The organism is Vibrio sp. nBUS_14, from assembly GCF_051201655.1.
In the GTDB taxonomy this organism is placed as follows: Bacteria; Pseudomonadota; Gammaproteobacteria; order Enterobacterales; family Vibrionaceae; genus Vibrio.
This window is the reverse complement of sequence record NZ_CP179206.1, coordinates 1,099,147-1,126,024: the sequence shown is the minus strand read 5'-3', so window position 1 is coordinate 1,126,024 and position 26,878 is coordinate 1,099,147. Positions and strand designations below refer to the sequence as shown.

Annotated in this window: 20 protein-coding genes; 6 read left to right on the top strand and 14 right to left on the bottom strand. The window is 44.2% G+C overall.

Annotated elements, in window-relative coordinates; translation table 11 throughout:
- Nucleotides 1-21: 21 nt before the first annotated feature.
- The 11 genes from ACMAZD_RS05205 to prmB all read right to left on the bottom strand — a co-directional run bounded on the left by ACMAZD_RS05205 (nucleotide 22) and on the right by prmB (nucleotide 13,623).
- Entirely contained in the window at nucleotides 22-1,017 is a 996-nt protein-coding gene (locus ACMAZD_RS05205; RefSeq protein ID WP_102350269.1) for a TRAP transporter substrate-binding protein, read from the bottom strand.
- 347 nt (nucleotides 1,018-1,364) lie between these two features.
- On the bottom strand, nucleotides 1,365-2,732 hold the full coding sequence (gene hflX / locus ACMAZD_RS05200; protein WP_435248803.1) for a GTPase HflX: 1,368 nt from the start codon (nucleotides 2,730-2,732) through the stop codon (nucleotides 1,365-1,367).
- A gap of 273 nt (nucleotides 2,733-3,005) precedes the next feature.
- On the bottom strand, nucleotides 3,006-4,118 hold the full coding sequence (locus ACMAZD_RS05195; protein ID WP_435248802.1) for an ABC transporter ATP-binding protein: 1,113 nt from the start codon (nucleotides 4,116-4,118) through the stop codon (nucleotides 3,006-3,008).
- 6 nt (nucleotides 4,119-4,124) lie between these two features.
- Nucleotides 4,125-4,982 (bottom strand): carbohydrate ABC transporter permease, encoded by an 858-nt coding sequence (locus ACMAZD_RS05190; protein ID WP_435248801.1) that lies wholly within the window; start codon nucleotides 4,980-4,982, stop codon nucleotides 4,125-4,127.
- A complete protein-coding gene (locus ACMAZD_RS05185) occupies nucleotides 4,979-5,917 on the bottom strand; it encodes a carbohydrate ABC transporter permease (RefSeq protein ID WP_009848503.1) in 939 nt (312 codons plus the stop codon). The genes ACMAZD_RS05190 and ACMAZD_RS05185 overlap by 4 nt, the downstream gene beginning before the upstream one ends.
- 144 nt (nucleotides 5,918-6,061) lie before the next feature.
- A complete protein-coding gene (locus tag ACMAZD_RS05180) occupies nucleotides 6,062-7,309 on the bottom strand; it encodes an ABC transporter substrate-binding protein (protein WP_435248800.1) in 1,248 nt (415 codons plus the stop codon).
- Between the two features lie 110 nt (nucleotides 7,310-7,419).
- Nucleotides 7,420-8,865, bottom strand: coding sequence for an ATP-binding protein (locus ACMAZD_RS05175; RefSeq protein WP_435248799.1), 1,446 nt, complete (start codon nucleotides 8,863-8,865; stop codon nucleotides 7,420-7,422).
- A gap of 72 nt (nucleotides 8,866-8,937) precedes the next feature.
- The gene (locus ACMAZD_RS05170; protein WP_435248798.1) at nucleotides 8,938-9,666 is read right to left on the bottom strand and encodes a response regulator; all 729 of its coding nucleotides are present in this window, start codon (nucleotides 9,664-9,666) and stop codon (nucleotides 8,938-8,940) included.
- Between the two features lie 157 nt (nucleotides 9,667-9,823).
- Entirely contained in the window at nucleotides 9,824-11,281 is a 1,458-nt protein-coding gene (locus ACMAZD_RS05165; protein ID WP_435248797.1) for a protein adenylyltransferase SelO, read from the bottom strand.
- A gap of 519 nt (nucleotides 11,282-11,800) precedes the next feature.
- Nucleotides 11,801-12,442 (bottom strand): LysE family translocator, encoded by a 642-nt coding sequence (locus tag ACMAZD_RS05160; protein WP_435248796.1) that lies wholly within the window; start codon nucleotides 12,440-12,442, stop codon nucleotides 11,801-11,803.
- A 248-nt stretch (nucleotides 12,443-12,690) separates the two neighbouring features.
- On the bottom strand, nucleotides 12,691-13,623 hold the full coding sequence (gene prmB / locus ACMAZD_RS05155) for a 50S ribosomal protein L3 N(5)-glutamine methyltransferase (protein WP_435248795.1): 933 nt from the start codon (nucleotides 13,621-13,623) through the stop codon (nucleotides 12,691-12,693).
- A 63-nt stretch (nucleotides 13,624-13,686) separates the two neighbouring features.
- On the opposite strand from prmB, the gene smrB reads away from it, so the two are divergent.
- Nucleotides 13,687-14,217, top strand: coding sequence for an endonuclease SmrB (gene smrB / locus ACMAZD_RS05150; protein ID WP_435248794.1), 531 nt, complete (start codon nucleotides 13,687-13,689; stop codon nucleotides 14,215-14,217).
- Nucleotides 14,218-14,352: 135 nt separating this feature from the next.
- On the opposite strand, the gene sixA is transcribed toward smrB, so the two are convergent.
- Nucleotides 14,353-14,817 (bottom strand): phosphohistidine phosphatase SixA, encoded by a 465-nt coding sequence (gene sixA, locus ACMAZD_RS05145; protein ID WP_017073606.1) that lies wholly within the window; start codon nucleotides 14,815-14,817, stop codon nucleotides 14,353-14,355.
- A 305-nt stretch (nucleotides 14,818-15,122) separates the two neighbouring features.
- Here sixA and ACMAZD_RS05140 point away from each other — a divergent pair, with 305 nt between their 5' ends.
- Complete coding sequence (locus ACMAZD_RS05140; protein WP_435248793.1) at nucleotides 15,123-17,900, top strand: insulinase family protein; 2,778 nt, start codon at nucleotides 15,123-15,125, stop codon at nucleotides 17,898-17,900.
- Between the two features lie 327 nt (nucleotides 17,901-18,227).
- On the opposite strand, the gene fadJ is transcribed toward ACMAZD_RS05140, so the two are convergent.
- Both fadJ and fadI read right to left on the bottom strand, forming a co-directional pair.
- Nucleotides 18,228-20,474: a fatty acid oxidation complex subunit alpha FadJ gene (fadJ, locus tag ACMAZD_RS05135; protein WP_435248792.1), complete on the bottom strand. Its 2,247-nt coding sequence runs from the start codon at nucleotides 20,472-20,474 to the stop codon at nucleotides 18,228-18,230.
- Nucleotides 20,474-21,781, bottom strand: coding sequence for an acetyl-CoA C-acyltransferase FadI (fadI, locus tag ACMAZD_RS05130; protein WP_102278222.1), 1,308 nt, complete (start codon nucleotides 21,779-21,781; stop codon nucleotides 20,474-20,476). The genes fadJ and fadI overlap by 1 nt, the downstream gene beginning before the upstream one ends.
- A gap of 572 nt (nucleotides 21,782-22,353) precedes the next feature.
- On the opposite strand from fadI, the gene ACMAZD_RS05125 reads away from it, so the two are divergent.
- The 4 genes from ACMAZD_RS05125 to ACMAZD_RS05110 all read left to right on the top strand — a co-directional run bounded on the left by ACMAZD_RS05125 (nucleotide 22,354) and on the right by ACMAZD_RS05110 (nucleotide 26,837).
- On the top strand, nucleotides 22,354-22,902 hold the full coding sequence (locus tag ACMAZD_RS05125; protein ID WP_435249329.1) for a sigma-70 family RNA polymerase sigma factor: 549 nt from the start codon (nucleotides 22,354-22,356) through the stop codon (nucleotides 22,900-22,902).
- Nucleotides 22,895-23,623, top strand: a complete 729-nt coding sequence (locus tag ACMAZD_RS05120; RefSeq protein WP_435248791.1) for a DUF3379 domain-containing protein — start codon at nucleotides 22,895-22,897, stop codon at nucleotides 23,621-23,623. Before ACMAZD_RS05125 ends, ACMAZD_RS05120 begins: the two co-directional genes overlap by 8 nt.
- Nucleotides 23,624-23,920: 297 nt before the next feature.
- A complete protein-coding gene (locus tag ACMAZD_RS05115) occupies nucleotides 23,921-25,249 on the top strand; it encodes an outer membrane protein transport protein (protein ID WP_435248790.1) in 1,329 nt (442 codons plus the stop codon).
- 295 nt (nucleotides 25,250-25,544) lie between these two features.
- On the top strand, nucleotides 25,545-26,837 hold the full coding sequence (locus ACMAZD_RS05110) for an outer membrane protein transport protein (protein ID WP_435248789.1): 1,293 nt from the start codon (nucleotides 25,545-25,547) through the stop codon (nucleotides 26,835-26,837).
- Nucleotides 26,838-26,878 lie beyond the last annotated feature (41 nt).

Here is a 26,878-nt window from a genome sequence, read left to right as displayed (position 1 = left end):
GCTCGCTACTCCTTAGCGGTGTTATTGGTTTGAAGCTAACGCTGCATTGATAAGATCTGAACCGATGTCTTTTTCAAACTTCTTCCATACTGGTTGAAGTGCTGTTACCCATGCTTGACGCTGTTCAGGCGTCAAAGTACGAACCTCACCACCCGCTTCGATGATGTTGTTTTTGTTCGCTAGGTTAACTTTTGAAGATTCTGCGTTTCGAGTCTCAGACACTTCTTGAACGATTGTGCCAAGTTGCGTACGTACATCTTCAGGTAGGTCTTTCCAGAAGTCGTTCGACGTTACTACCAGGTAATCAAGGATACCGTGGTTAGTTTCTGTCACGCCTTCTTGTACTTCAAAGAACTTCTTCCCGTAGATGTTTGACCATGTGTTCTCTTGGCCATCGATAACCTTAGTTTGTAGGCCACCGTATACTTCTTTGAAAGACATCTTCTGAGGGTTAGCACCCAGTTGTTCAAACTGAGCGACTAATACGTCTGATGCTTGAACACGGAATTTTAAACCTTCCGCGTCTTCAGGATTGATAAGAGGTTTGTTTGCCGACATCTGTTTCATGCCATTGTGCCAAAACGCGAGGCCTTGTAGACCACGACGCTTCATCGCATTCTTCAGCTTTTCGCCAGACTCTGAGTTTTGGAAACGGTCCACAGCTTCTACGTCTTCAAATAGGAAAGGAAGGTCAAAAATGCGGTATTTCTTAGTGAACTTCTCAAATTTAGACAGCGATGGTGCCGCCATTTGAACATCACCATTTAACAGGGCTTCCAGTACCTTATTATCATCGTAGAGTGTTGAGTTAGGGAAAACTTGCATACAAGCTTTGCCATTCATTTCCGTGTTTACTCGCTCTTCAAGTAAAGAAGCGGCAATGCCTTTCGGGTGCTTATCGGTATTGGTTACATGACTGAATTTAATCACGATTTCACCTGGGTCACAGTTTGCAGCAGCATTAAAACTTGTGAGCGCAATAGCAGATACAGACAGCAGGGTAAGAGGCTTAAACATTATTATTCTCCTTAGTAAACAAAGCAGCCCATCAATGGGAACTGCGTGCTTTCACTAAGGCAATTAGCGCGCCAAACTGAAACAAAACATTAAGAAGCCTTTAACCGTAAGGCTTCTTAAGATCGATAAGCTCTAATCGACTAGCTGATGTAATTATTAATGGGTGGAAAATGACACATAGAATATTTGTAAATGGGTGGGAGTTGACCAAACTATCAATGATGAAATAAATGTAAGGAGGAAAAATAAAGGCTACCACTTCAGTCAAAAAAGTAGCAGCCTTATATAGAGGTTCTTTAGAGCTGGTTATCTCAATAGGATATTAAAATATTATCTGAATTAGATGATTACGAATTCTGCATACGCTTTTTCAAACGCGCTAAATCAATCGCACTTGAGCGAACCGTTAATTTGATATGTTCGTAGTCGTACTCTTCTTTAACCACACTCATGTTTGAGCGAATCTCACCAATGATACCTTGTCCAGAATAAGGGATAGTGATCTCTTCTTCGATCATGCCTTCTTCTGCAACACCAACGATGTAATTGTGCAGTTTAGTGATATCTAACGGATCACGAGTTGACGTCAGCATCGCGTCTGGGAATTCTTCAATCAGCGCTAACTGATCTTCTTCACTCAATCTATCGCACTTATTCAGCACTAATAGTTTTTCGCTACCTTCAACGCCCACTTGTGCTAATACGTCGTGTACCACATCAAGTTGTGCACGGAATGAAACGTCAGAAGCATCAACTACATAAAGCAACAATGAAGCATCGTGCGCTTCTGCTAGCGTTGAGTGGAATGACGCAACCAGATCATGTGGCAGTTTCTTGATGAAACCAACGGTATCTGAAACCAAGATACGCGGTTGAGTAATCGGCTGAAGTGCGCGAACCGTAGTATCTAGCGTTGCGAATAGTTTATCTTCACCGACCACTTCGGTTGCGGTCATTGCACGCATCATCGAAGACTTACCGGCATTGGTGTAGCCAACTAAAGCAACAGTGAAAAGCTCCGCACGCCTTGTGCGTCGGGTCTTCATTTCATCTTGTACGCTCACTAGCTCACGCTTAAGCGCAGCAATTTGGTCACGTACGTTACGACGGTCTAGCTCGAGTGAAGTTTCACCTGCGCCCTGACCCATTTGACGCTCTTTATCACCCTCAGCCGTTTCACGAAGTCGTGGCACTAAGTAGTTTAGACGAGCGATATCAACTTGCAGGCGAGCAGTACGAGTACGAGCGTGACGGCTGAAGATTTCGATGATGATGCCAGTACGGTCAAATACTTCCACACCCAAACTCGCCTCAACAGTACGCATTTGAGATGGACTTAAATCACAGTCAAATACCACAACATCAGCGGCACCATATTGGAAGTTGCCCGTTGGAAGATCATCAAAATCTAGCTCATCGATTTCAGAATCAAACAAACCCGACTCATCAAGAAAGTCTTCATCTTTAGCTTCTTCAATAGAGCCTTGGTAACCAGTTAGATGTGCAATTTCGGCAAGCTTACCTGCACCCAGCACATTCTGCCTTTGAGATGAACTGTGGTGTTGCGATTGCGTACCGACCACTTTAAACCCTAGGGTTGACACTAAGCGAGCAAGTTCGGCAAGAGACTCTTTTGCTTCGTCACCTTTAAAATCCGGTGTCGTAATAGAAATAAGTAAAGCGTTATTCGCCGCTGGTTTTGCTGTTAGTTTCATGTTTTATTCTGACTATGCACCAAAGTGCAACCTAGTATTTGATCTAAAGTAGTGTGATCCTACGCGTTTCTACGTCAGCTTTATAGAGCTAAGGGATACTAAATCACGATATTATTGCTGCTAAAGCATTTAACTTGGTTATCCCTCTGTTTTTGTGAGGAATAAAAAGCAGCTAAAACAACAAAAAAAAAGCAGTATCACGTTAGTTATGACTAGTTGGTGATACTGCCTTTCATTTTAAAGCTATCGTTTAGCCAGAAACCCACTCAATGGCTAGAAATCGATTCTCGCTTCGGTTTGAGCATCGAAGAATACCGCCTTTGATAAATCAAAATGCAGTGGTGCCATTTGCCCAACCGACACTTCAAATTCTGGCGATAAACGACATGCGACTTCTTGGTCGTTCACTTTAACCATCGCAATAGTATCTGGCCCTGTTGGCTCCAACACTTCCAATTGCAGGTCTAGCTTTGTGGTTGCCGACACATCATCACCTTCTTGCTCAGTAATGTGTTCAGGACGCAGCCCAATCACCAACTCCTTGCCATCTTGGTCACGCATACTCTGTGGCAATCGAATGTGGTGTTCTTGCTCCGCAGTACCCACAACCTTAATAATCGGATTCTGTTCCTCATCCAAATCCACTATGGTCTTAATGAAGTTCATGGATGGTGACCCCATAAAGCCCGCCACGAACATATTATTTGGCTTGGTGTAAATCTCTTGTGGTGTGCCTAACTGCTGCAGTTCACCGTCTTTCATTACTGCGATGCGATCCGCCAGTGTCATTGCCTCGATTTGATCATGGGTTACATAAACAATCGTGGTATTCAACTTATGGTGCAGACGTTTAATCTGATGGCGCATCTCAACACGCAGCTTGGCATCCAAGTTAGAAAGCGGCTCATCAAATAGATAAAGCTTCGGACGACGAGCTAGAGCACGTCCCATCGCGACACGTTGACGCTGGCCACCAGAAAGTTGCGACGGTTTTCGATCAAGCAACTGTTCAATTTGCAGCATTTCTGCCACTCGATTGACTTCAGCATCGATCTCTTGCTGCGGCATCTTACGAATCTTCAAACCGAAAGCGATATTGCCGCGCACCGTCATATTTGGATAAAGCGCGTACGACTGAAACACCATCGCAATATCGCGATCTTTCGGCTCAACCTGCGCTACGTCTACACCATCAATTACAATCTCACCCGAGCTAATATTTTCAAGCCCAGCGATGGTGTTCATCAAGGTGGATTTCCCACACCCCGAAGGGCCGACAAGTATCAAAAATTCCCCCGAATCGATACTAATGTCGATGCCCTTTAACGTTTCGTTGTCCGCGTTGCGATAAGTTTTACGGATCTGTTTTAAATCTAATGTTGCCATGGGTAATTATCCTTTTACTGATCCTGCCGTTAGGCCACGAACAAAATATTTTCCTGCGAAGACATACACCAACAGTGTTGGCAGTGCGGCGATAATCGCAGCAGCCATGTCTACGTTATATTCTTTAACGCCAGTACTGGTGTTAACTAAGTTGTTTAATGCCACGGTGATCGGCTGAGTTTCTGAACCTGAGTACACCACCCCGAACAAGAAATCATTCCAAATCGCGGTGAACTGCCAGATCACCGTCACCATGATGATCGGTGTGGAGATCGGTAATAATATCTTGAAGAAAATCGTAAAGAATCCAGCACCATCGAGCTTTGCCGCTTTGACCAATTCATCAGGTATCGAGATATAGAAGTTACGGAAAAACAGGGTCGTAAACGCCATGCCGTAGATAACGTGTACAATCACCAAACCAATCGTGGTATTCGCTAAGCCCATCTTGCCAAGCATAGTTGCCATTGGTAACAGCACCACTTGGAATGGGATGAAGCACCCGAATAACAACAAACTAAAGAACAGGTTTGAACCTCTGAATTGCCATTTCGTCATGACATAGCCATTGAATGCACCGAGTAATGTTGAAATCGCTACCGCCGGAATCACCATTTGGAACGAGTTCCAGAAGTAGCCTTTGATGCCTTCACATTTCACGCCAGTACAGGCGGTATCCCACGCTTTATACCAAGCATCGAACACCCACTCTTTCGGCAAACTCATTAAGTTACCCGCCTTGATATCTGGCAGAGTTTTGAATGAAGTGAGCGCCATTACGAACAATGGCATCAAATACACTAAACAGAAGAAAAGCAGTACTGAATAAATAAAGATTCGAGCAAAGTTGACGTTATTCATCATGACTTTTTCTCCCTAAGTTCAGAGTAAAGATAAGGCACGAGAATCGCTAAGATACCGGCAAGCATCATCATGGCACTGGCAGCACCTAGGCCAATTTGTCCACGCGTAAATGAGTGTGCGTACATGAATAGCGCAGGAAGATCCGATGAATAGCCTGGGCCGCCCGCTGTCATTGCCGTCACAAGGTCGAAACTCTTAATCGCAATGTGTGAGGTGATGATCACCGCGCTGAAAACCACAGGGCGTAAGCAAGGCAGAATGATTTTGAGATAAATAGTGGGTAAGCTTGCCCCATCAATTTGAGCCGCTTTGATGATCGAAGAATCGATACCACGTAGGCCGGCTAAGAACATCGCCATCACAAAACCTGAAGACTGCCAAAGTGCGGCAATCACTAACGTGTAGACCGACATTTCAGAGTCGACTAACCAATCAAACTTAAAGTCGGTGAAACCCCAATCTTGCATTAATTTTTCAATGCCAAGACCTGGGTTAAGAATCCATTTCCACGCGGTACCTGTCACGATGAATGACAGTGCCATTGGGTAGAGATAAATAGTGCGAATCGCCCCTTCTTGACGGATATTCTGGTCAAGCAATACCGCCAAACCAACACCTAGCAAGATTGCAATTGCCATGAACAGAAAACCAAACACACCGAGGTTAGTGATTGAAGTTATCCAGCGATCGTTATCCATCAGCTTTTCATATTGGGTTAAACCAACGAAGTTAAAGCTAGGCAGAAAACGAGAGTTGGTGAACGACAATGCTGCCGTCCAAAAAATGTAGCCGTAGATACACACCACGGTCACTAACGCGGTAGGCGCCAGTACAATTTTAGGTAACCAATGTTGCAACCTGTCAGCAAAACTCGGTTTTGGTGCAGGCTGGCTCCTTGTGGGTTTTGGAGTCGACTCAGTCAAAACATGCTCCATAACTTATCCTTGTTGCACAATCGAGCCAATGGCTTACCTCTCGGTACCACATCAGCATCACGCATATCAGAATTGGGAATAAAGAGTAGATAGGCTCCCTACGAGCCTACCCACCCTGGGGGTTTGGTGTCAGAGCAAGTTAGATTAGATAGCCGCTTTCACTGCTTTTGCTAACTTAGCTGCCGCTTTTTTCGGATCGGCATCTTTCTCATTGAAAAAGTTGGTCACTACGTCATAGATCGCGCCTTGAGCATAGCTTGTTGTCGCTAGGCCGTGAGCCATACTCGGAACAAGATCGCCAGATTCAGCACTCGCTTTGAAGGTTGCCATTGAGTCCAACGCACATTGGTCAAACTTAGACATATCCATATCTAGACGTACAGGGATAGAACCTTTGTTAAGGTTGAAGACTTCTTGGAAATCTTTAGTAAGAATGGTTTTCGCTAGGTCTTGCTGCGCTTTTTGGTTCTCTTTGTCACTTAATTCAAAGAACGCAAAGCTATCGATATTGAAGGTAAATTGACCGTCAGTACCCGGTGCTGGCGCACAGATGTAATCTTTACCCGGCACTTTGCCTGCCGCAGTAAACTCACCTTTCGCCCAATCACCCATGATTTGCATCGCGGCTTCGCCATTGATAACCATTGAAGTTGCAACGTTCCAATCACGACCTGGAGAGTTACTGTCGATGTAGTCACGTATCTTTTTGAACTTGGTGAACACTTCGACCATCTTGTCGCCAGATAATACGTCCATATCAAGATCAACGAACGCTTTGTTGTAATCTTCACTGCCTAGAACATCAAGAGCCACCGCTTCGAATACGGTTGCATCTTGCCAAGGTTGACCACCGTGAGCCAATGGAATGAAGCCCGCTGCTTTAATCTTGTCTGCAGCAACAAAAAACTCATCTAACGTAGTTGGAACCGTAACGCCTGATTTTTCTAAAACAACAGGGTTAGCCCAAAGCCAGTTAACACGGTGAACGTTGACAGGAACCGCCACATATTCGCCATCCCACTTCATCACTTTAGTCACTACTTCTGGTAGTAGTTCATCCCATTGTTCTTGTTTTGCCGTTGCATCAAGGGACGTTAGAAAACCTAAACCACCCCACTCCTGAATATCATGACCTTTGATCTGCGCGGCAGACGGTGGGTTGCCTGATACTGCTCGCGTTTTTAAAACGGTCATCGCACTTTCACCGCCACCACCAGCCACTGCAAAGTCTTTCCATGTATGACCTTGTTCTTCAATCATCTCTTTCAATACCGCGGCAGATTTTGCTTCGCCACCGGCAGTCCACCAGTGAAGCACTTCCACTTCACCAGCTTGAGAAAATGTTGAGGCAGCAAGAAGAGATAGAGTAAGTAGGGTTTTATTGATTTTCATTATAATCTTCCATGTTTAGCGGACTCGACGTCCGGTTCAATAAATAGTCTACTTATTTTGATTTTTAGGATTGAAACAAAAGGTAATAACTATGTAACACAATTGTTACATTACACTTCTAAGCCTCTTGGTATATAGACTTTGGCTTCTAGGCCACCTTGAGAGGAGTTGCGAATAATGAGATCTCCGCCATGTCCATGCAGAATGTTTCGACAAATACCGAGCCCTAAACCGTGCCCTTGGTCGTCGGGTGCAAGCCTAAAGTAGGGTTCGAAAACCAACTCTAACTTGTCTTCGGGGATACCTTTGCCGTGATCCTGAATCGTCACAATGACCCACACTGAATCACTGCTGATATCTACCTCGGCGGATTGTCCATATTTCACAGCATTATCGATAAGGTTGGTAAGCACGCGTTTAATAGCTAGCGGTTTGGCAACCAAAGGCTCAATCACAGCAGGTTCAAACTCGACCTGAGTTTGGTATTGGTTGTGTAATTCAATCACGGAGAGCATCATCTCGTTGAGGTCGATAATGGCATTGTTTTCATGAAGATCAGTGTCTCTTACCGCTTGTAATGCGCCCTTCACCATCATCTCAAGCTCATCAAGATCTTTGTTGAATTTGTCTTTCTTTACTTCGCTTTCCAACAACTCAGCTCGTAACCTAAGACGTGTTATCGGTGTCTTCAAGTCATGAGAAATGGCAGAGAACAAATGTTCTCGGTCAGCAACGTAACGACGAATACGCTGCTGCATGCGATTAAAGGCTCGGGTTGCCGTGACCAGTTCAGTTGCTCCCTCTTCGCTAAGCTGCGGCTGCTGAATATCCATGCTCATCTCATTAGCGGCTCTTGCTAACTTTTTAAGAGGGCGTACTTGGCGACGAATCATCAAGTAAGTCAAAACCAAAAGAATAAGTGTTGAGGAAACTAAGAAGATCACCTGCTCTCTACCAAGAATCGTATCGTCGAGTTTTACGTATGGCGCAGGCAACAACGCCGCGATATACACCCATTCGTGACTGGCTAACTCTATCTGAACAACCAAGATGGGAGGATTAAGAGGTTCTAAGGTTAGTGTGTGATGTGCCCACGATCGCGGGAGGTCGCTCAAGTAGATGTCATTTTTTAACAAACGAAGGTGTTCAGGACGAGAGAAGTCAACCCGCACTGACGCCACTTTATTGAGTTTGCTACTCAAAACACTTTCTATCGCTTCAATTGAGGCGGTTTTTAAACGGGTATCGGGGATCGGTTCGACAGTCAAAGCCTCTTTATTGAAAGAAACGAAGAAACGCGTTCCTCCCATATTGCGGATTTGATCCAGCACGATATGACGATATTTAACGGGTAGAGATTGGAAAAAAGTCACCGTTGAAGCAAACATGTTCGCCATGCTCGACGACGCAGAACGAATCCCTTCTAGCTCTTTGTGTTTTGATTCGCTATACCAAATAGACGTTGCGATACCCTGAGCTATCACCACGGCTAACAACGTCAACAATAAGGTTCTTGCGACTAACGAATTTGGTTTCAACCAACTCATCCAGTTCATACGAGATATTTCATCCGGAATACTTCATTAGAAATACTTTATTAGCATTACTTCATTAACAGTTGGTCATGCTTAGTGTTCATACTGAACAGACACAGCAAGAATATAGCCATTGCCACGCATGGTTTTGATGTAGTGAGGATATTTCCCGCTGTCGCCCAATCGGCTTCTTAGACGACTAAGCTGGACATCAATACCACGTTCAAAAGGCAGCGCTTCACGACCTCTTGTGGCGAAAGAGATGGTGTCACGGTCGAGAACCTCATTAGGGCGAGTTAAGAACAGCATTAACAAAGAAAAGTCACTGCCCGACAAGTCCAACTCTTCTGAGTTTTCATTGTGAGAGATTCGATGCGCGAGCGTATCAAGTGTCCAATCACCAAAAATGATCTGCTTTGGCAATGCATCACTTGGCTTGTCATCCACCACTTGAACACGGCGTAATAACGCTTTGATGCGAGCCATTAACTGACGAGGGCTAAACGGCTTGGCAATATAATCATCAGCACCAATTTCTAAGCCGATAATTTGGTCAGTCTCATCCGATACCGCTGTCAGCATAATGATAGGCACATTCGATTGCTTACGGACGCGCTGACACAATGTAAAACCGTCGTCACCGGGTAGCATCACATCAAGAAGAATCAGATCAGGATAACCTTGGTTTTGCAGGTGGGTATCGAGTTCGATACCGTCTCCAACGGAGGAAACATCGAAACCCGATTTTGTGAGGTACTCTTCCAGCAACTCACGGATTTCTTGATCATCATCCACCACGATAATTCGAGTATTTGTTGGCATCGCCCAGACCTATTAAATTTACAACTTATTCACATAGTGTATAGGCTGGCCGATTATTTGATTATTGACATGTTTGTAAAATTAGAAGAACAAACAGATAGAGATCACATCTTAGTGACCTCTACCTGTACTTAACGACTCAAAGAATCAGAGAAGGTTAAGAGGAACAGCTAATTTCCATGGCTTTGCCCCACTCAGGCGGCAGCGCAGCAAGGTGTTCGTAGTCAGGATGTTCAGCATAAGGGTCTGCCAACACCACCATTAACGCATCAATATCACTGCTATCGCCACGCTCGGCTTTATCTATCGCAAGCTGAGCTAAGTAGTTTCTAAGGATGTATTTAGGGTTTACCAGTCTCATCTTTTCACAGCGATCTGCCACTGAGCTCTCTTCCAATTCACAGCGTTGCAAGTAGTTATCCACCCATAGCTTTGCGGCCTCGCGATCGATAACCAAATCAATTACGTCTTGCGGCAGCAATGTATCTAAGTTCGACAGCGTTCTAAAGAACCTTGGGTAATCGACTTTGTTTTGCGACATCAGCTCGAACAACGATTCAAACAAACGACTGTCACCTTCGTGTTTTGCAAGCAGCCCCAACTTACGACGCATCATCTGGCTGAAATAACCATTCATTTGTGGTTCGTACTGTTCTAACGCAGCCTCTAAATCGGCTTTATCCACCAGCGGCGAAAGCGAATGAGCCAGTGCAGATAGATTCCACAATCCAATTCTAGGTTGTTGATTGAAAGCGTAACGACCTTGGTAATCCGAATGATTACAGATCAATCGTGGATCATATTCATCAAGGAAGGCAAACGGGCCATAATCGAAGGTTTGGCCGATGATCGACATGTTATCGGTGTTCATGACTCCATGAGCAAAACCATTCGCTTGCCACAGCGCGACCATTTCCGCAGTGCGATCAACAATCTGATTAAACATTGCAGCGTAAGGTTTTTCTTCATCGAGACATTCAGGGAAGTGCCACTCAATGACTTTATCGGCTAGCAACTTATGCTCAGCCAACTGATTGGTATAAAACAGATGTTCAAAGTGACCGAAACGGATGTGTGATTCGGCAGCACGTACTAACAATGCGCCCCACTCTTGCTTCTCACGATAAACGGGGGTGTCGCTGGTCATCATCGCCAACGCACGTGTGGTTGGGATATTGAGACCCGCCATCGCTTCACTACATAAGTACTCACGAACGGTTGATCGAATAACAGCGCGTCCATCGCCCATACGAGAATATGGTGTTTTACCCGCACCTTTAAGGTGTAAGTCAAACGTTTCGCCACTTTTAGCAACAACTTGAGCCAATAACAGCCCTCTTCCATCACCGAGATCAGGGTTATAAGAGCCAAACTGATGGCCTGCGTATTTCATCGCTACTGGTGAGAATTGCTCAGGTTCAACATTACCGGATAACGTCTCAAGCAATTCCTCAGAGGCATCATCAAATAACGGGAATCCGAGTTCATTCGCAAGTTTATGGTTCCATGCGAGCCATTGGACATTGATGAGCGGTGTAGGTTGAATTGAGGTATAGAACAGTCGAGGTAATGCAGTAAATCGATTGTTAAATGAAATAGAATCCCAGACAGACATGAGAGATACACTGTAGATAAAAGATAACTTAAGATTATCACAGTTTGATAACAACTTCAGATCAGGTTATGCAGTGAGTCTTTTCGGGTAAAAGGGTTAATCAGACAAAGAGATTAGTCAGAGAAAAAGGTTACTAAGAGAAAGGTACAACTAAGAAAAGGTTAAGTGGCTAGCCTGATGAGAAGAGCCACATTTAAGAGAGGAAGAATTCTATCTTTGAAGACTTTTTAACAAGTGTGTTCATAATAAAAACTAAAAATATAGAGCCATAAAGCTGACTACATTAGAGCAAGAATACCCACTAGAGACAGGGTAGAGAAAAGCCAAGTGCGGCTGATAACGCCAAAGTTACTGTGTTGAATCATTTCTTGATGCTGCATATGTCTCTCCTTGAGAACGTGATGGTGTAACTACAATATATCGGCTTTTCGCTAAAAGCAGCAAGCATATTAATATTAACCTTTTATGACAGCATTGAGAATTTTCTGTAACTATTCAGCCCTTTGATAAATCGAAAAGTTATGCTCGGCTTGTCGTCGAAAGTAGCGCTCCGGCACCAATAAACACGCCCCCTGTAACACGGTTAAATACCTTAGCTCGCCCCTTGGCAAACAACCAAGTTGATGATTTCGCACCTAGGTAGGCATAGACCAATAACCAAGACAATTCCATGACAACGAAGGTCAAAGCGAATACCACAAATTGAGGAAATAGCGCTAGTGATGAGTCAATAAATTGAGGGAAAAGTGCGGTAAAAAACAGGATAGCTTTTGGGTTGCTCGCACCAACAATAAAGCCGCTGACATAATGCTGAGCAGCGCTTTCTTTAACAGGTTGAGAACCTGCTTGTTGATTCGATAGCTTGTCATACTCTTGCTGACTTGACCGTAGCGACTTCCAACCAAGATAAATAAGGTAAGCAGCACCCGTCCACTTAATGATATTAAACACCACTTCTGATGAAGCAATAATCACCCCTAAACCGGTAAACGATAACGTTAAGATTCCGGTAATGGCAGTTACGCTACCCAGATCGGTAAATATTGATAACTTAAAGCCAGATTGCACACCCTTAGTCATGCACAACAAAGAACTTGGCCCTGGCGAGGCAGTTAAAATCAACACCGCCAACAAATAATAAATCCATGTATCAAAGCTCATCGCGAATTCTCCTTAATTCACTAAAACGACTAAATATTAAGCATCAATATCTAATAGCTATTCATATTAAGCAACTCAATATTGAGCGTGTTCACTCTGTGCTGATTACTTATCTCTTAAATTTCGGCAATAAAAAACGCCACGCATTGCTGCATGGCGTTTAAATTCAAACGGTTCAAATAGAGCGTCTTATAAGGTTCTAACCTTAAGTTCCCAGCTAAATCCCTAAGCTAAAAACGAACAGTAGCCTAGTCTTTGTAGATAGAGAACTGGTCTGCACAAGCCACTAACTGTTCACGAGTGATCATGAATACACCGTGACCACCGTTTGAGAATTCAATCCAAGTGAATGGAAGCTCTGGGTACTGATCCATCATATGAACCATTGAGTTGCCAACTTCACAGATCAGAATACCATCATCAGTTAGGTAGTCTGGCGCGTTTGCTAAGATGCGGCGAACCAATTTAAGTCCGTCTGTACCTGCAGCTAGGCCAAGTTCTGGTTCGTGTGTGAACTCATCTGGCAGACTGTTCATATCTTCTTCGTCCACGTAAGGTGGGTTCGATACGATCAGGTTGTATTTTTCTTTTGGCAAATCACGGAAAAGATCTGAACGGATTGGGAACACTTGTTGCTCCATGCCGTGATCTTGAACGTTCTGCTCTGCAACTTGCAGTGCGTCAGTAGAGATATCAATCGCATCCACTTCCGCATCAGGAAAAGCATGAGCACATGCAATCGCAATACAGCCACTGCCCGTACACATATCCATGATACGAACAGGTTCTTCAGTTAACCAAGGTTGGAATTGAGCTTCAATCAGCTCACCAATTGGAGAACGAGGCACAAGTACGCGCTCATCAACAAAGAACTCAAGACCACAGAACCAAGCTTTGTTGGTTAGGTAAGCTGTTGGGGTGCGATCATTAATACGCTTAATCACACGCTCAACAATACGTAAACGCTCACTGCTTGTTAAACGAGAGTTCAAAACATGCGGAGGAACATCAATCGGTAGATACAGAGTAGGTAAAATAAGTTGTACCGCCTCATCCCACGCGTTATCAGTGCCGTGACCATAAAATAGGCCCGCTGCGTTAAAGCGGCTAACAGTCCAACGAATCACATCTTGAAGCGTGTGTAGTTCTGATACCGCTTCTTCTACAAAAATCTTATCCAAAATTGTCTCCGAAAAGCGCTACAATACTGCTAATTACGTTTCTAATTTAGAATTCATAACCTGATGAGCAAAAAAGACACCGACTTTGATGACGATTTCGCCTTATTCAACGATGCAGTAAAGGGCGTTAAAAAGTTGCAACAGGATACCATAGTCCAGCAGCCAAAAAGAAATACCAAGCAAAAAGAAATTACTCGAACGGCCAGACAAGCCCGTGATAGCGAGTTTTATTTCTCTGACGAGTTCATTCCGCACCTTAGTGAGGAAGGACCAACACGTTATGCGCGCGATGATGTCTCTAAATACGAGGTGAAACGCCTACGTCGTGGGGTTTATGTACCCGACGTGTATCTCGATATGCATGGTATGACTCAGCAAGAAGCCAAACGTGAGCTTGGGGCTATGATTGCACACTGTATTAAAGAAAGTGTGGCATGTGCTTGTGTTCAGCATGGTATCGGCAAGCACATCTTGAAGCAGAAAGTGCCACTGTGGTTAGCCCAGCACCCAGACGTAATGGCATTTCACCAGGCACCGTTAGAGTTCGGCGGTCATGGTGCGCTGCTGGTTTTACTTTCTATCCCCGATAAATAGCCATCGACTTGTTGTTTATTCTAAAAAGTAAGTCCAGCATCTTATCGTTAGATAAAAATAGTCCGTTAGAAACAACAAAGGGCATCTCAAAAATCATGAGGTGCCCTTTTATTTATCTTTAAAAGCTGTCTATCGCTACGGATTAATGTTCCAAAGCAGCTCGCCCTTTTGTGTCTCAAGGTCGAATTCAATACAGGCTAAACCTGACGTTGGGAACATAGGTGGTGCCATGCCCGTTGCAAATTCCGCTGTTAAGTAGCCCACTAAAGGTAAATGAGAAACAAATAAAATGGTCTCTAGTTTTTCTACTTCAGCCATTGCTAAGGTCAAATCAAACACATCGTCAGACATCCCATATGGCGTTATATCATCACAGGTTTCGACTTTCTTTCCAGAAAACGCCTGAGAGATTTCCAACCATGTTTCTTGTGCCCTTAAATATGGGCTAACTAGCACTTTATCGAACTGGCTGAATCCTTGCTCATTTGCAGCTTGAGCCACGGCAAGAGAAGCCATTTTACCGCGCTTAGTTAACGCTCGTTCTGCATCCGAGTTCGCAAAATGTTCTGCTTCACCATGGCGCATAATGAATATTTTCATGTTCAATCCTGTCTATGTAACATGCCGAACGTCGATATATCCCATATATCAGCGATACGCTACTTAGGTTTGGCTCTCAACCTAGAGAAACCTCAGTCAATATAAATAATTATATCAAGTCACTTGCTAAAGAGTTCGACTTTCTTAACAATCTTATTAAAAGAAAATAAATCACTGATAAAAATCGATAAAAGTGATTTAGAAATCGCCAAATAGCTCTTCATATCCCAAAATATGATCTCAAGGTTTGCACCCCGAATCATCGGGTACATAATTTAAAAACCACCTTCTCTGGAGATGCTCCTTTGCACTTAAGCCCAAATGATGAACATCAATACCGTTACATAACCTTAAATAACGGGTTACGCGTACTGTTAGTTCAGGACCAAAATGCTCAAAAAGCAGCAGCTGCGTTAGCCGTCAATGTTGGCCATTTCGATGACCCTTCTAACAGAGAGGGTTTAGCTCACTACTTAGAGCATATGCTATTTTTGGGAACTGAAAAGTATCCAAAGGTCGGAGAGTTTCAAAGTTTTATCAGCCAACACGGTGGTAGTAACAATGCTTGGACCGGAACTGAACACACCTGCTTCTTCTTTGACGTCGAATTAAATGCGTTTGAAACCGCACTCGATCGTTTTAGCCAATTTTTCACCGCCCCTTTATTCAATGAAGAAGCTCTCGATAAAGAACGCCAAGCCGTTGACTCAGAATACAAAATGAAACTCAACGACGATTCACGACGTTTGTACCAAGTTACCAAAGAACTGGTGAATCACAATCATCCATTCTCGAAGTTTTCAGTCGGTAATATCGATACGTTGGGAGATAGAGACGGCGAGACGATTCGCCAAGAGATCTTATCATTCCACCAGCAACAATATTCAGCCGACCTGATGACATTGACGTTATCTGGAAACCAATCGCTTGATGATATGCAGAATTGGGTTGAGGAGCGCTTCAGTTCTATTACCAACCATAACCTACAAGGCAAGAAGGTTGCGGTTCCAATTGTTGGCGAGTTAAGCACTGGCGTACAAGTACACGTAGAGCCGATAAAAGAAGTACGAAAGCTAATTTTAACCTTCCCAATGCCAAGTATGGATGAACACTATGGCGTTAAACCACTGTCGTTCCTTGCTCACCTATTAGGTTATGAGGGTGACGGCAGCCTGATGATGCAACTGAAGGAAAAGGGCTGGATTACCTCTCTCTCGGCCGGTGGAGGCGCAAGTGGCAGTAATTATCGTGATTTCACGGTCAGTTGCTCATTGACCATCGAAGGTTTGACCAAAACAGATTACATCATCCAAGCCGTGTTCCAGTACATCAAACTCATCGAGCAACAAGGTATTGAAGAGTGGCGCTACCTAGAAAAGCGTGCGGTTTTAGAATCTGCGTTCCGCTTTCAAGAGCCCGCAAGACCACTTGATGTCGTCAGCCATCTCGTGATCAACATGCAGCACTATCAAGAGCAAGATGTGGTGTATGGCGACTACAAAATGTCGCATTTCGATGACGAATTACAACGCTCTCTGCTTCCTTACTTAACCGTCGACAACATGCGAGCGACCATCGTTGCACAAGGTTTCGAATACGACCGAGAAGCGAAATGGTACTTTACACCCTACTCCGTCACACAGTTTAGCAGCGAACAACAACAGTGTTTTTCCTGCATCAACCCCGGTTGGCAGTTTGAATTACCCGATAGAAACCCATTTATTTGTTATGACTTAGACCCTGCTGAGCTTGAAGAGAAAACTGAATTTCCACAGTTACTCGAAGAGTTAGACGGCTTTAAATTGTGGCACCTACAAGATCATCAATTTCGAGTACCCAAAGGTGTGGTGTATATCGCCATCGATAGCCCGCATTCGGTAGCTAGCCCTAGAAACATCGTCAAAACACGCTTATGTGTAGAGATGTTCTTGGACTCGCTTGAAAAGGATACGTATCAGGCTGAAATCGCTGGTATGGGCTACAACATGTACACCCATCAAGGTGGCGTAACGCTCACACTATCAGGATTCAGCGAGAAGCAGCCACAATTGCTCAATATGATCCTTGAACGCTTTCAAGCACGCGACTTTAGTCCAACACGCTTCGAAACGATTAAACATCAATTGCTAAGAAACTGGAATAATGCGTCGCAAGACCGTCCTATTTCGCAACTGTTTAATGCAATGACAGGGATCTTACAGCCAAATAACCCGCCCTATTCTGTGTTGATTGAAGCGCTAGAAACGATAGAGGTCGATGAGCTATCTTCTTTTGTTCAGGCTATCTTGGCCGAACTGCACGTAGAAATGTTTGTGTATGGCGACTGGAAAAAAGCCGATGCACACAAGATGGCTGAAACGCTAAAAGATGCCCTGCGTGTTCAAGACCAAGCTTACGAAGAATCATTACGCCCGTTAATCATGTTGGGTGAGAACGGCAGCTTCCAACGTGAGGTGGTGTGTAAACAAGATGATTCGGCCATCGTAGTTTATTATCAATGCCCTGATATTTCAGCTAAAAACATTGCGCTGTATTCGTTAGCGAACCACTTGATGTCGGCCACTTTCTTCCATGAAATACGTACTAAGCAACAGCTAGGTTACATGGTCGGCACGGGTAATATGCCACTCAACCGCCACCCTGGTATTGTGTTGTACGTACAATCGCCAAATGCTGCTCCAGCAGACTTGTTAGCCTCAATCGATGAGTTTCTCAATGCCTTTTACATGGTGTTATTGGAGCTGAATAACTACCAATGGCACAGCAGTAAACGAGGCCTTTGGAATCAGATTTCAACGCCAGATACCACCTTACGAGGCCAAGCTCAGCGCTTATGGGTTGCCATAGGCAATAAAGATTTGGACTTCAATCAGAGGGATCGCGTGCTAGAAGAGCTCAAAGGTCTGACTCGCTCGGACATGATGCGTTTCGTGGTCAGCCAACTCAAACCACGCACCGCAAATCGTCTGATTATGCATGCTCAAGGTAACGCTCATAACGAAGAAGAGAAGCTATCAGCAGGAGTGGAAATTGGCTCTATTGATGAGTTTCAATTGCGACCAAAAGACTGCGAGCTTGGTTAGTAACTCTAGCTAAAAGTCATAAGGTTGATGTGAAAGCATCAACCTTTTTTATTGGATGCAGCATAAAAGCAGATCTCCTATTACGATCCTTCGTCGCTTTAAGAGATGACGGTCGTTTCGATTGAGATGCGTTCGATCCTCTTTTATCAAAGTAATAACTTACTTTTTATCTCTCGCTCGTCATTCCCACTAAGTAGGAACGACAGAGTCGGGGATCTCTCTTGAATTAACTCGCGATTCACAACGCTTAAAATAATAAAAAGCCCGTATCAATTGCTTGATACGGGCTTCATAATCAATGTGCTAGAAAGTTACTTCTAAAGAGAATTACTTGTAGAAAGACTCATCCAATCCAGCACGTGTCAGTAGGCCATCACATGGCGCGAAACGGTCACCGTACTTTTTAGCAAAGTCGTTCATCATCTCTACCAATGACTTAATACCCACTTGATCCATATAACGGAACGGACCACCTAGGAATGGCGGGAAACCGATACCGAAAATAGCACCGATATCACCATCTCTCGGGCTACGGATAATACCGTCATCTAGACAACGAACCGCTTCATTAAGCATAGGTAACACACAACGCATTGCGATGTCGTTATCGCTTAGCTTAGGTTCAGGTTGCAGCTTAAGCAGCTTGTAAACTGACTTATCGACTTCCTTCTTCTTACCTTTATAAGTGTAGAAACCTTTGCCACTCTTACGGCCTTTACGGTTGTCATTCAACAGAATGTCGAACACATCAGGGCCTTGGAAACGTTCGCCTAATTCATTAACCAGAATAGGGATGATCTTTGCACCGATATCAACACCCACCTCGTCTAACAAAGTAATTGGGCCAACCGGGAAACCAAAGTCCAATAACGAGCTGTCGAGCTTTTCAATCGGCTCATTTGCCAATAACAGATGCGCCGCTTCATTCATGTATGGAGCAAGAATTCGGTTCACGTAGAAGCCAGCCGTGTCTTTAACAACAATCGGTGTTTTGCCTTGCTTCTTCGCTAATGCAACTACCGTCGAAATAGTTTCTTCCGACGTTGTTTCATGAGGGATAACCTCAACCAGCGGCATTTTCTCTGCTGGGCTGAAGTAGTGAAGACCGACAACGTTTTCTGGTCGTTGCGCCTTCTCTGCAATCTTATGGATTGGTAATGAAGACGTGTTGGTCGCAAAGATGGTCTCAGGCTTTGCATTGGCTTCAATGTCCGCAACCATCGACTGCTTAAGAGCAAGGTCTTCAAAGACCGCTTCAATCACCACATCGGTGTGGTTAAAGCTCGTAAAGTCGATACCACCAGAAAGCTGAAGCATCTTACTTTCAAGGCCTGAACGACTCAAAATGCGACGTTTACGCTGCTTATCGAACAACTTGTAATTGTAGTTAAGCGCATTCAGTACACCTTCGTTAGACACATCTTTAATACGAACCGGTACTTTCGCTTTAGCAACACTAACATGGCTGATACCTGCGCCCATTAGACCACCGCCTAGCACGCCAACACGCTTAACCGCTTTTGGTTCTGCGTCTGCGCCGTGCTCTTTTTTCATTTCAGTGGTGGCAAAGAAAATCGAACGCAGAGCTTTAGATTCTGCAGTCATCACCAATTCAGAGAAACGCTTCGCTTCATATTGCAGGCCTTTGTCAAAGCCGTTCTCTAAGCCATAACGAATCACATCAAGAATCGCATCAGCGGCTGGGTAATTACCACGTGTTTTCTGATTGGTCTTCTTTGAAGCTTGTTCAAAAATAACCTTGCGACCAAGCCCCGTACGGGCGATCAGTTTTTCTTTGGTCGAAGGTTGGCTTTTAGACGCAAGACGTTTGCCTTTTTTACCGCCTGAGTTCTTTTCAACAAAGCTCTTAGCGACTTCAAGTAAGATAGTTTCTGGCACACAAGCATCCACAACGCCGAGTGATTTCGCTTTCTTAGCGCGCAACTGCTTACCCGTAAGAATAAGGTCAAGAGATGGTAATAAACCGATAAGGCGAGGAAGACGTTGCGTACCACCAGAGCCTGGTAACAGGCCGAGCTGAACTTCTGGCAAGCCAAGGCGAGTCTTGTCTGAATCCGTACACACACGGTAATCACACGCCAGTGCGAGCTCTAGGCCACCACCTAAACAGGGGCCATGAATCGCTGCCACAACGGGATAAGGTAAATCAGACAGTGCTTGGAACATCTCTTGCCCCTGACGAGCAAGAGACTGCGCTTCATCAGCCGTCTTACAAGCATCCAGCATTCGAACATCAGCGCCAGCAATGAAGTTATCTGGCTTCAATGAATGAACGATCAAGCCCTTAACTCGGCTTTGCTTTTCTTTCAGCTGCTCGAAGATTGCTTTCATTTCTTCAGCAAACGCCGCTTGTAGCGTGTTCATTTTTTCATTTGGCACATCGATCGCAAGCCATGCAATATCTTGATCATCGATAGTTAAAGAAAACGCGGTCGCCTGTTTTACGGCTTCGTCGTTTGTCACCGTCTTATCACTTTTGGATGCAGCCACTGGCGTTGAATCCGTTTTTTTGACTGCTTTCTTTTCTTTTTTCACATCAAGAGTCGTAGACATTATTCCACCTCCAAGATCATTGCTGCACCTAAGCCACCAGCCGCACAAGCTGTATTCAATGCTAGGCCACCACCACGACGTTTAAGTTCACGCAGTGTTTGAGTCATCATACGCGCGCCAGTCGCTGCAAACGGGTGTCCGTAAGCAATTGAGCTACCCAGAACGTTGAACTTCTCCATATCAATCTCACCGATCGCTTTATCACGGCCAAGATTCTTCTGAGCAAACTCATCGCTCGCAAACATTTTGACGTTAGCCAGAACTTGCGCGGCAAACGCTTCATGCATCTCGATAAGTGTTAGATCTGATAGTTCTAGACCTGTGTTCTTCAAAACTTGAGAGGTCGCGTAAGTAGGGCCCATCAACATATCCGTTTCAACACCAATCGCCGAGAATGCGTAGCCGCGAATGTAACCAAGCACTTCTAAGCCTAGCTCTTTCGCTTTGCCTTCACGCATCAACATCACCGCGGCACCGCCATCGGTAAGAGGCGTGGCATTAGCTGCCGTTACACTGCCGTATTGTCTGTCGAATGCAGGACGCAATTTAGCGTAGCCTTCAACGGTTGAGTCGTGACGAATGTTGTTATCTTCCGCTAGGTACTTTTTGTAAGGTGCCGGAAATGCCGTCATTACTTCGTCTTTAATCTTGCCCTCTTTCCATGCTTGAGAAGCCAAAGAGTGAGAACGGTGCGCAAGTGCGTCTTGTTCTTGACGGGTGATACCATGAGTTTTCGCCATCTGCTCAGCGGTTTGACCCATAGATAAACCGGTCGAATATTCAGCAACAGCAGGCGGTACTGGCATAAGATCTTTAACTGAAAGCGTTTTAAGAATCTTCAGCTTTTGACCCATTGTTTTGGTTTTGCTGAGCGCTAATAAGTTTGCAGCTAACTTTTTCGAAACACCGATTGGCAATACAGAAGAAGAATCAGCGCCGCCCGCAATACCGACATCAATCGTGCCTGCCATAATGCTCTCAGTGACGTTGACCGCCGCTTGGAAGCTCGTTGCACAAGCACGCGTCACACTGTAAGCATCGGTATTAATGTCCATACCTGTGCCTAATACGATTTCACGCGCAATATTGGGTGCTTCAGGCATCTGCACTACTTGGCCGAAAACGACTTGCTCAATAAGTGCAGGGTCGATATCCGTTCGTGCGAGCATTTCGCTCACAACCATTTTACCTAGGTCGACTGCAGGCACCTGACTAAATTCTGTGCTCTGACGAGCGAATGGGGTTCGTAATCCAGCGACAACGGCAACACGTTCTCCAGAACGGGTTTTGACTTCCTGTTTGCCCATGGTTTCTCCTTAAAGTTAAGAGGTCTGACCTGAGCATTGTAAAGAAGTTGTTAATTAAATCAAACGAGCGTTTAAATAAACGTGATATGAGTATCTCACTGTTTGAAAATATAACTGGGTATTCAGGCGAACCTTTTTGGGGGAAAGGTTGTCCTAAGAGACTAAACTATTGCTAGTAGAGACTGTTATGCGTAGGTAAAGAGTCGATGGTTTTGTATCTGAGTATTTTCTGAAGGCAAAAAAAACCACACAAAGCTGTGTGGTTGTAATGTCTATAAAGCAATTAACTTAACGCCAATTGAAATAATCAGTTTCCTGATTAGGAGAAAGTAAAGTCAGCCTTCAAAAGGAAGTGTCGTCTTGCTCAACATGCTAGCCACCAATGACTAACTAGACGACAAGGTGTACTATAGCTTTTTCGAGGCCTTAGATTTTGAAGTAGATCAATTTTAATGTGATTTTACGATTTCCTGCCGATGATCGTTAACTCTAAAAATATAAAAACGAAGCACAACGTATAGAGGACAGCTATACGCAGAGCAATTATGGAGGCTCGTGTGTCAATAATAAAAATGTTTGGAAAGAAAACAGCCAAGCGTCCGGTCAACTCTGATATGGACAAACAAAGAAAATACGAAGCACTCGTGCGTGCCTATCATCGTGACCTCTTTCGCTACGCCTATTGGTTATGTAAAGACAAAAGCATTGCCGAGGATTTAGTACAAGAAACTTGCCTTCGTGCATGGAAGTCACTCGGTAGCCTGCAAGACGAAAAAGCCGCTAAGTCTTGGCTGATAACCATCTTGAGACGCGAGAATGCTCGACGCTTTGAACGCAAGCAGTTTGATCTGGTTGATATTGACGATCATGGTAATGATGCTAGTGTCAGTGATGACCCACACCATCAACACCTGTGGTTGCAAGCTCAGATCATGAAACTTGAAATTGATTATCGTGAACCTCTTTTCTTGCAAGTGATTGGTGGGTTTAGTGGTGATGAGATCGCGGACATTCTCGACCTCAACAAAAACACGGTGATGACACGTTTATTCAGAGCTCGAAATCAGTTGAAAGAGATGCTGGATACAGAAGAGGCAGAGAGGGGGCAACATAATGGATGATTTGGAATTTCGTCGTCGTGTATTGTCGGAACCTAAACAACGCACACAAGATATTATTGATGCGGCAGCGAATAGCGAAGCCAATAGTCACTTTTTAGACGATGTACTATCGCTTGATAAGAAGATCCATTCAGCAATGAACGTGGATGTACCAGACGATCTTGCTGATCGCATTCTCTTCAACCAGACCTCAAGCGAAGAAAGCAAAGTAGTAAGGCCTACATTTGCGAGACGAGCAATGGCAATGGCTGCCTCGGTGGCGTTTGTTGCTGGTTTACTTGTCGGCCAAGTTAACTGGGGAAATGCGTTAGTCTCTCCAGCTCAAGCAAGCTTGGCTGATACAGCGATGAAACATGTTATCGATGAAAAAAGCTTTGTGAGCACCATCGATGAACAAGTTACATCACAGCAAATCAATGCAAAAATGAACCCATTTGCTTTTCAGTTTGATGAAGCTTTCCCATACCAAGTGTATTACCTGAACCATTGTGGTTTTGGAAAGTCTAACGCAGTACACATGGTATTCCAGGGTGAAAAAGGCAAAGTTACGCTATTTCTTACTAGCATCCCGACAGAGAAACCAGTCGACTTTGACGAAAAAGGGATGTCAGGTTCGGTAATGCCGGTTGATAACAGTAGTTTGATACTCGTCGGTGAAAATGGCGAGGATGTGTCTAAAATATCAGAAAAGCTAACAAAAATGATCAAACCGATGAGCTAATCCGCTCTCAAAGCCCCGTCACAAAAGGCCCAGCAACTATATTCTTGATATTGCTGGGCTTTATTTATTAATAAACCGCAAAACCATCCACCACACCAACACCTCTAGAGTTAAAACTCTAAAAAACAGCATTTCGTACCACTTTCGTGCCAGATAGGCGTCATTTCCATAATTTTCCACTCAAATTTATCAATGGTCGGATTTGTATATCGTATACTTGCGAATAGGATCAGCCACCATTGAGCAATTGCTCAAAATAATCGCCCTGTAGAGGCGGATATATAAAGGAATAAATGAATGACTACCAACAACACGCGTCTGTTTAAAAAGTCTCTTTTAGCAGTAACAATTACACTGGCGTCTTCGCAAGCGATGGCAGCAGGTTTCCAACTCAACTCACAATCAGCAACTGGTCTTGGCCGTGCTTTCGCTGGTGATGCAGTAATCGCAGATAACGCTTCAGCGATGGCTCGCAACGCAGCAGCTCTTGCACTATTTGATCGTACAGAGGTTTCATTAGGTTTTAACGTCATCAGCTCTGAAGTTGACGTTAAAGGTACAGAATACTCGTCACCTCTATACTCTCAATCTATTGACGATACAACAAACGATGCAACATCAGTTGTTCCCAACCTGTATATCGCTGTTCCTATCAATGACAAATTTGCTGTTGGTTTCGGAGCTTACTCTAACTTTGGTACAACTAATGAGTTCGACAATAGCTGGGGAGCAGGAACAGGTACTCTAGTAGTTGATGGAGGGGGTAATCCACAAGCTGTAGTCCCAGGAGCAGATGCATTCGGTGGGATAACTAATGTGAGCTCTATGAATTTGTTGTTTGCTGGTTCATACCGCATAAACGACCAATGGAGTGTCGGTGCAGGTATTGATCTAATCTATGGTGAAGGCGAACTAAAACGAGACTCTACAATGAATGTTGCTGTTGGTAATACACCAACAGGAACTACCTCAACTCAAAACCTTATGGATGTAGACGCTTCAGGTTGGGGGGTTGGCTTCAATGTAGGTGCGGTTTACGAACTTAACGAAAACAACCGTTTCGGTTTAAGCTACCATTACAGCCCAGAGATCGAAGCAAGTGGCACAGTTTCTTACCAAGGTAACGATAATATTGGCGACCTTAAAATGCCATTGCCTTCAATGGCAGAGTTTTCTGGTTACCACCGCATCGAAAACACTAAGTTTGCCGTACACTACAGCATCCAATACATTAGCTGGAGTGACTTTGATTCACTAGTTACTACTGACGGTACTAATATCAAAGATTACAAGTGGAAAGACACCTACCACTACTCAATCGGCGGTACTTACTACATCAACCAAAACTGGGAAGCTCGCATAGGGTACATGTTCGATGAAGGCGTTCAAGATTCGTTAACTTCCGTTTCAGTACCGGATTCAGATCGTCAATGGTTCTCTGCTGGTGCAAGCTATCACTTCAACAAAGATCAAACGCTTGATCTTGGCTTTACATACCTAGTAGGTGAAGATGTTAAAGTTGAAGATACAATCAACGGTGGCGTTGCAAATGGTGGCTTAAGTCTAAATACTACAACCAAAGCTACTGCTATGTTATTTGGTGTTCAATACACACACAGATTCTAATCTAAGTTCTGCTTCAAATCCCAAAGGGTCGCATTACGCGACCCTTTTTGTTGCCTAAACCACTGACTGGTATCCATTTAGGCTTACAGCTGTAGCCTATAGAGGCAAAATTTGCCTACAAGTGTACGCTCAAATTTCGCAACACAGCCGAAACATTTAGATGATTTCTCTAATAATCAAACACATTTGTACATTTAATCCCTAAAACACTGTTTTATTCGAATTTCATTTTTAAAGTAATAACTCTAAACGTAGAATCACGCCACTAAATACTTATAATTCAGCGAATATAATAATGAAAATGAATAAGACTCTTCTATCTACTGCAGTGGCAGTTGGGCTACTTTCAACGTCTAATGTGACTCAAGCAGCAGGCTTTCAATTAGCAGAATACTCAGCAACAGGTCTTGGCCGAGCGTACGCTGGTGAAGCTGCAATGGCTGACGGTGCAGACGCACAATGGCGTAACCCAGCAATGCTAACTTACCTAGAAGGCACTCAAGTTTCTGTTGGCGCTATTTACGTTGACCCAAATATTGATATCGAAGGTACTTCTACGTCTGCTTTTACTGGCGCTAAGTCCTCATCTAACTCTAGTGATTTTGCACATAGCGCAGTGATCCCAAACTTTTATGTTTCTCATAAGTACAACGACAAGTTTGCATTAGGTTTTGCTGCTGGTACTAACTACGGCATGGAAACAGATCTAGGTAAAGATTTTGGTGGCGCAAACCACGGTAACGAAGCAAGCGTTACGACAATGGAGCTAAACTTGAACGCGGCATACCAAGTACTTGAAAGCGTTTCTATTGGTGGTGGTATTCGCTATATCATGGCAGAAGGCAGCTTTGGTGCAGTTGCATCGGCTCCGTTTGCAGGTGTAGCAAAAGGCGATACTCTAAAATATATGGAAGGCGATGACACAGCTTGGGGTTGGCAAGTAGGTACTGCATGGCAGATCAATGAAAACAACCGTCTTGGCTTTACCTATAAATCTGAAGTAGATTTAACTCTAACAGGTCATGCTAACGGTCACGGTTTTAACTTCGGTCAACCAAACAAGAAAGATGCAGGGTCTATGGATCTTGCACTGCCTGCAACAGCAGAACTTGCGAGCTTCCACCAATTAACAGAGAAAGTCGCGGTTCACGCGAGCATTAACTGGACTAACTGGAGCAGCTTCAAAGAGCTTGTTGCTGATTTCCCAACAGAATCAGTGTTAATCAAAGAAGAGAACTGGGAAGACAACTACCGTTTTGCGATTGGTACGACTTACCAAATGACGCCTAAGTTAGCTTTACGTTCTGGTATTGCATACGATACTTCAGCTGTAAGTGAAGAGCACCGTACAGCAACGATCCCAGAAACAGACCGCACTTGGTTAAGCATTGGTGCTGGATACCAATGGTCTGAACAACTAACACTAGATGCTGGTTTCACTTATATTCTAGCGAAAGACGCTAAAATGCACGAAACAGACCCAGGCACACCACAAGCACCTGGAGCAGATTACTTTGGTGGCAGCTTCGAAGGTGAAGTGACAGGTAGCATCTGGCTAGTAGGTATCCAAGCTAACTACCGTTTCTAATCTGTTTGACTTAATCTAAAGTTATAAACATTAAAAAGGCT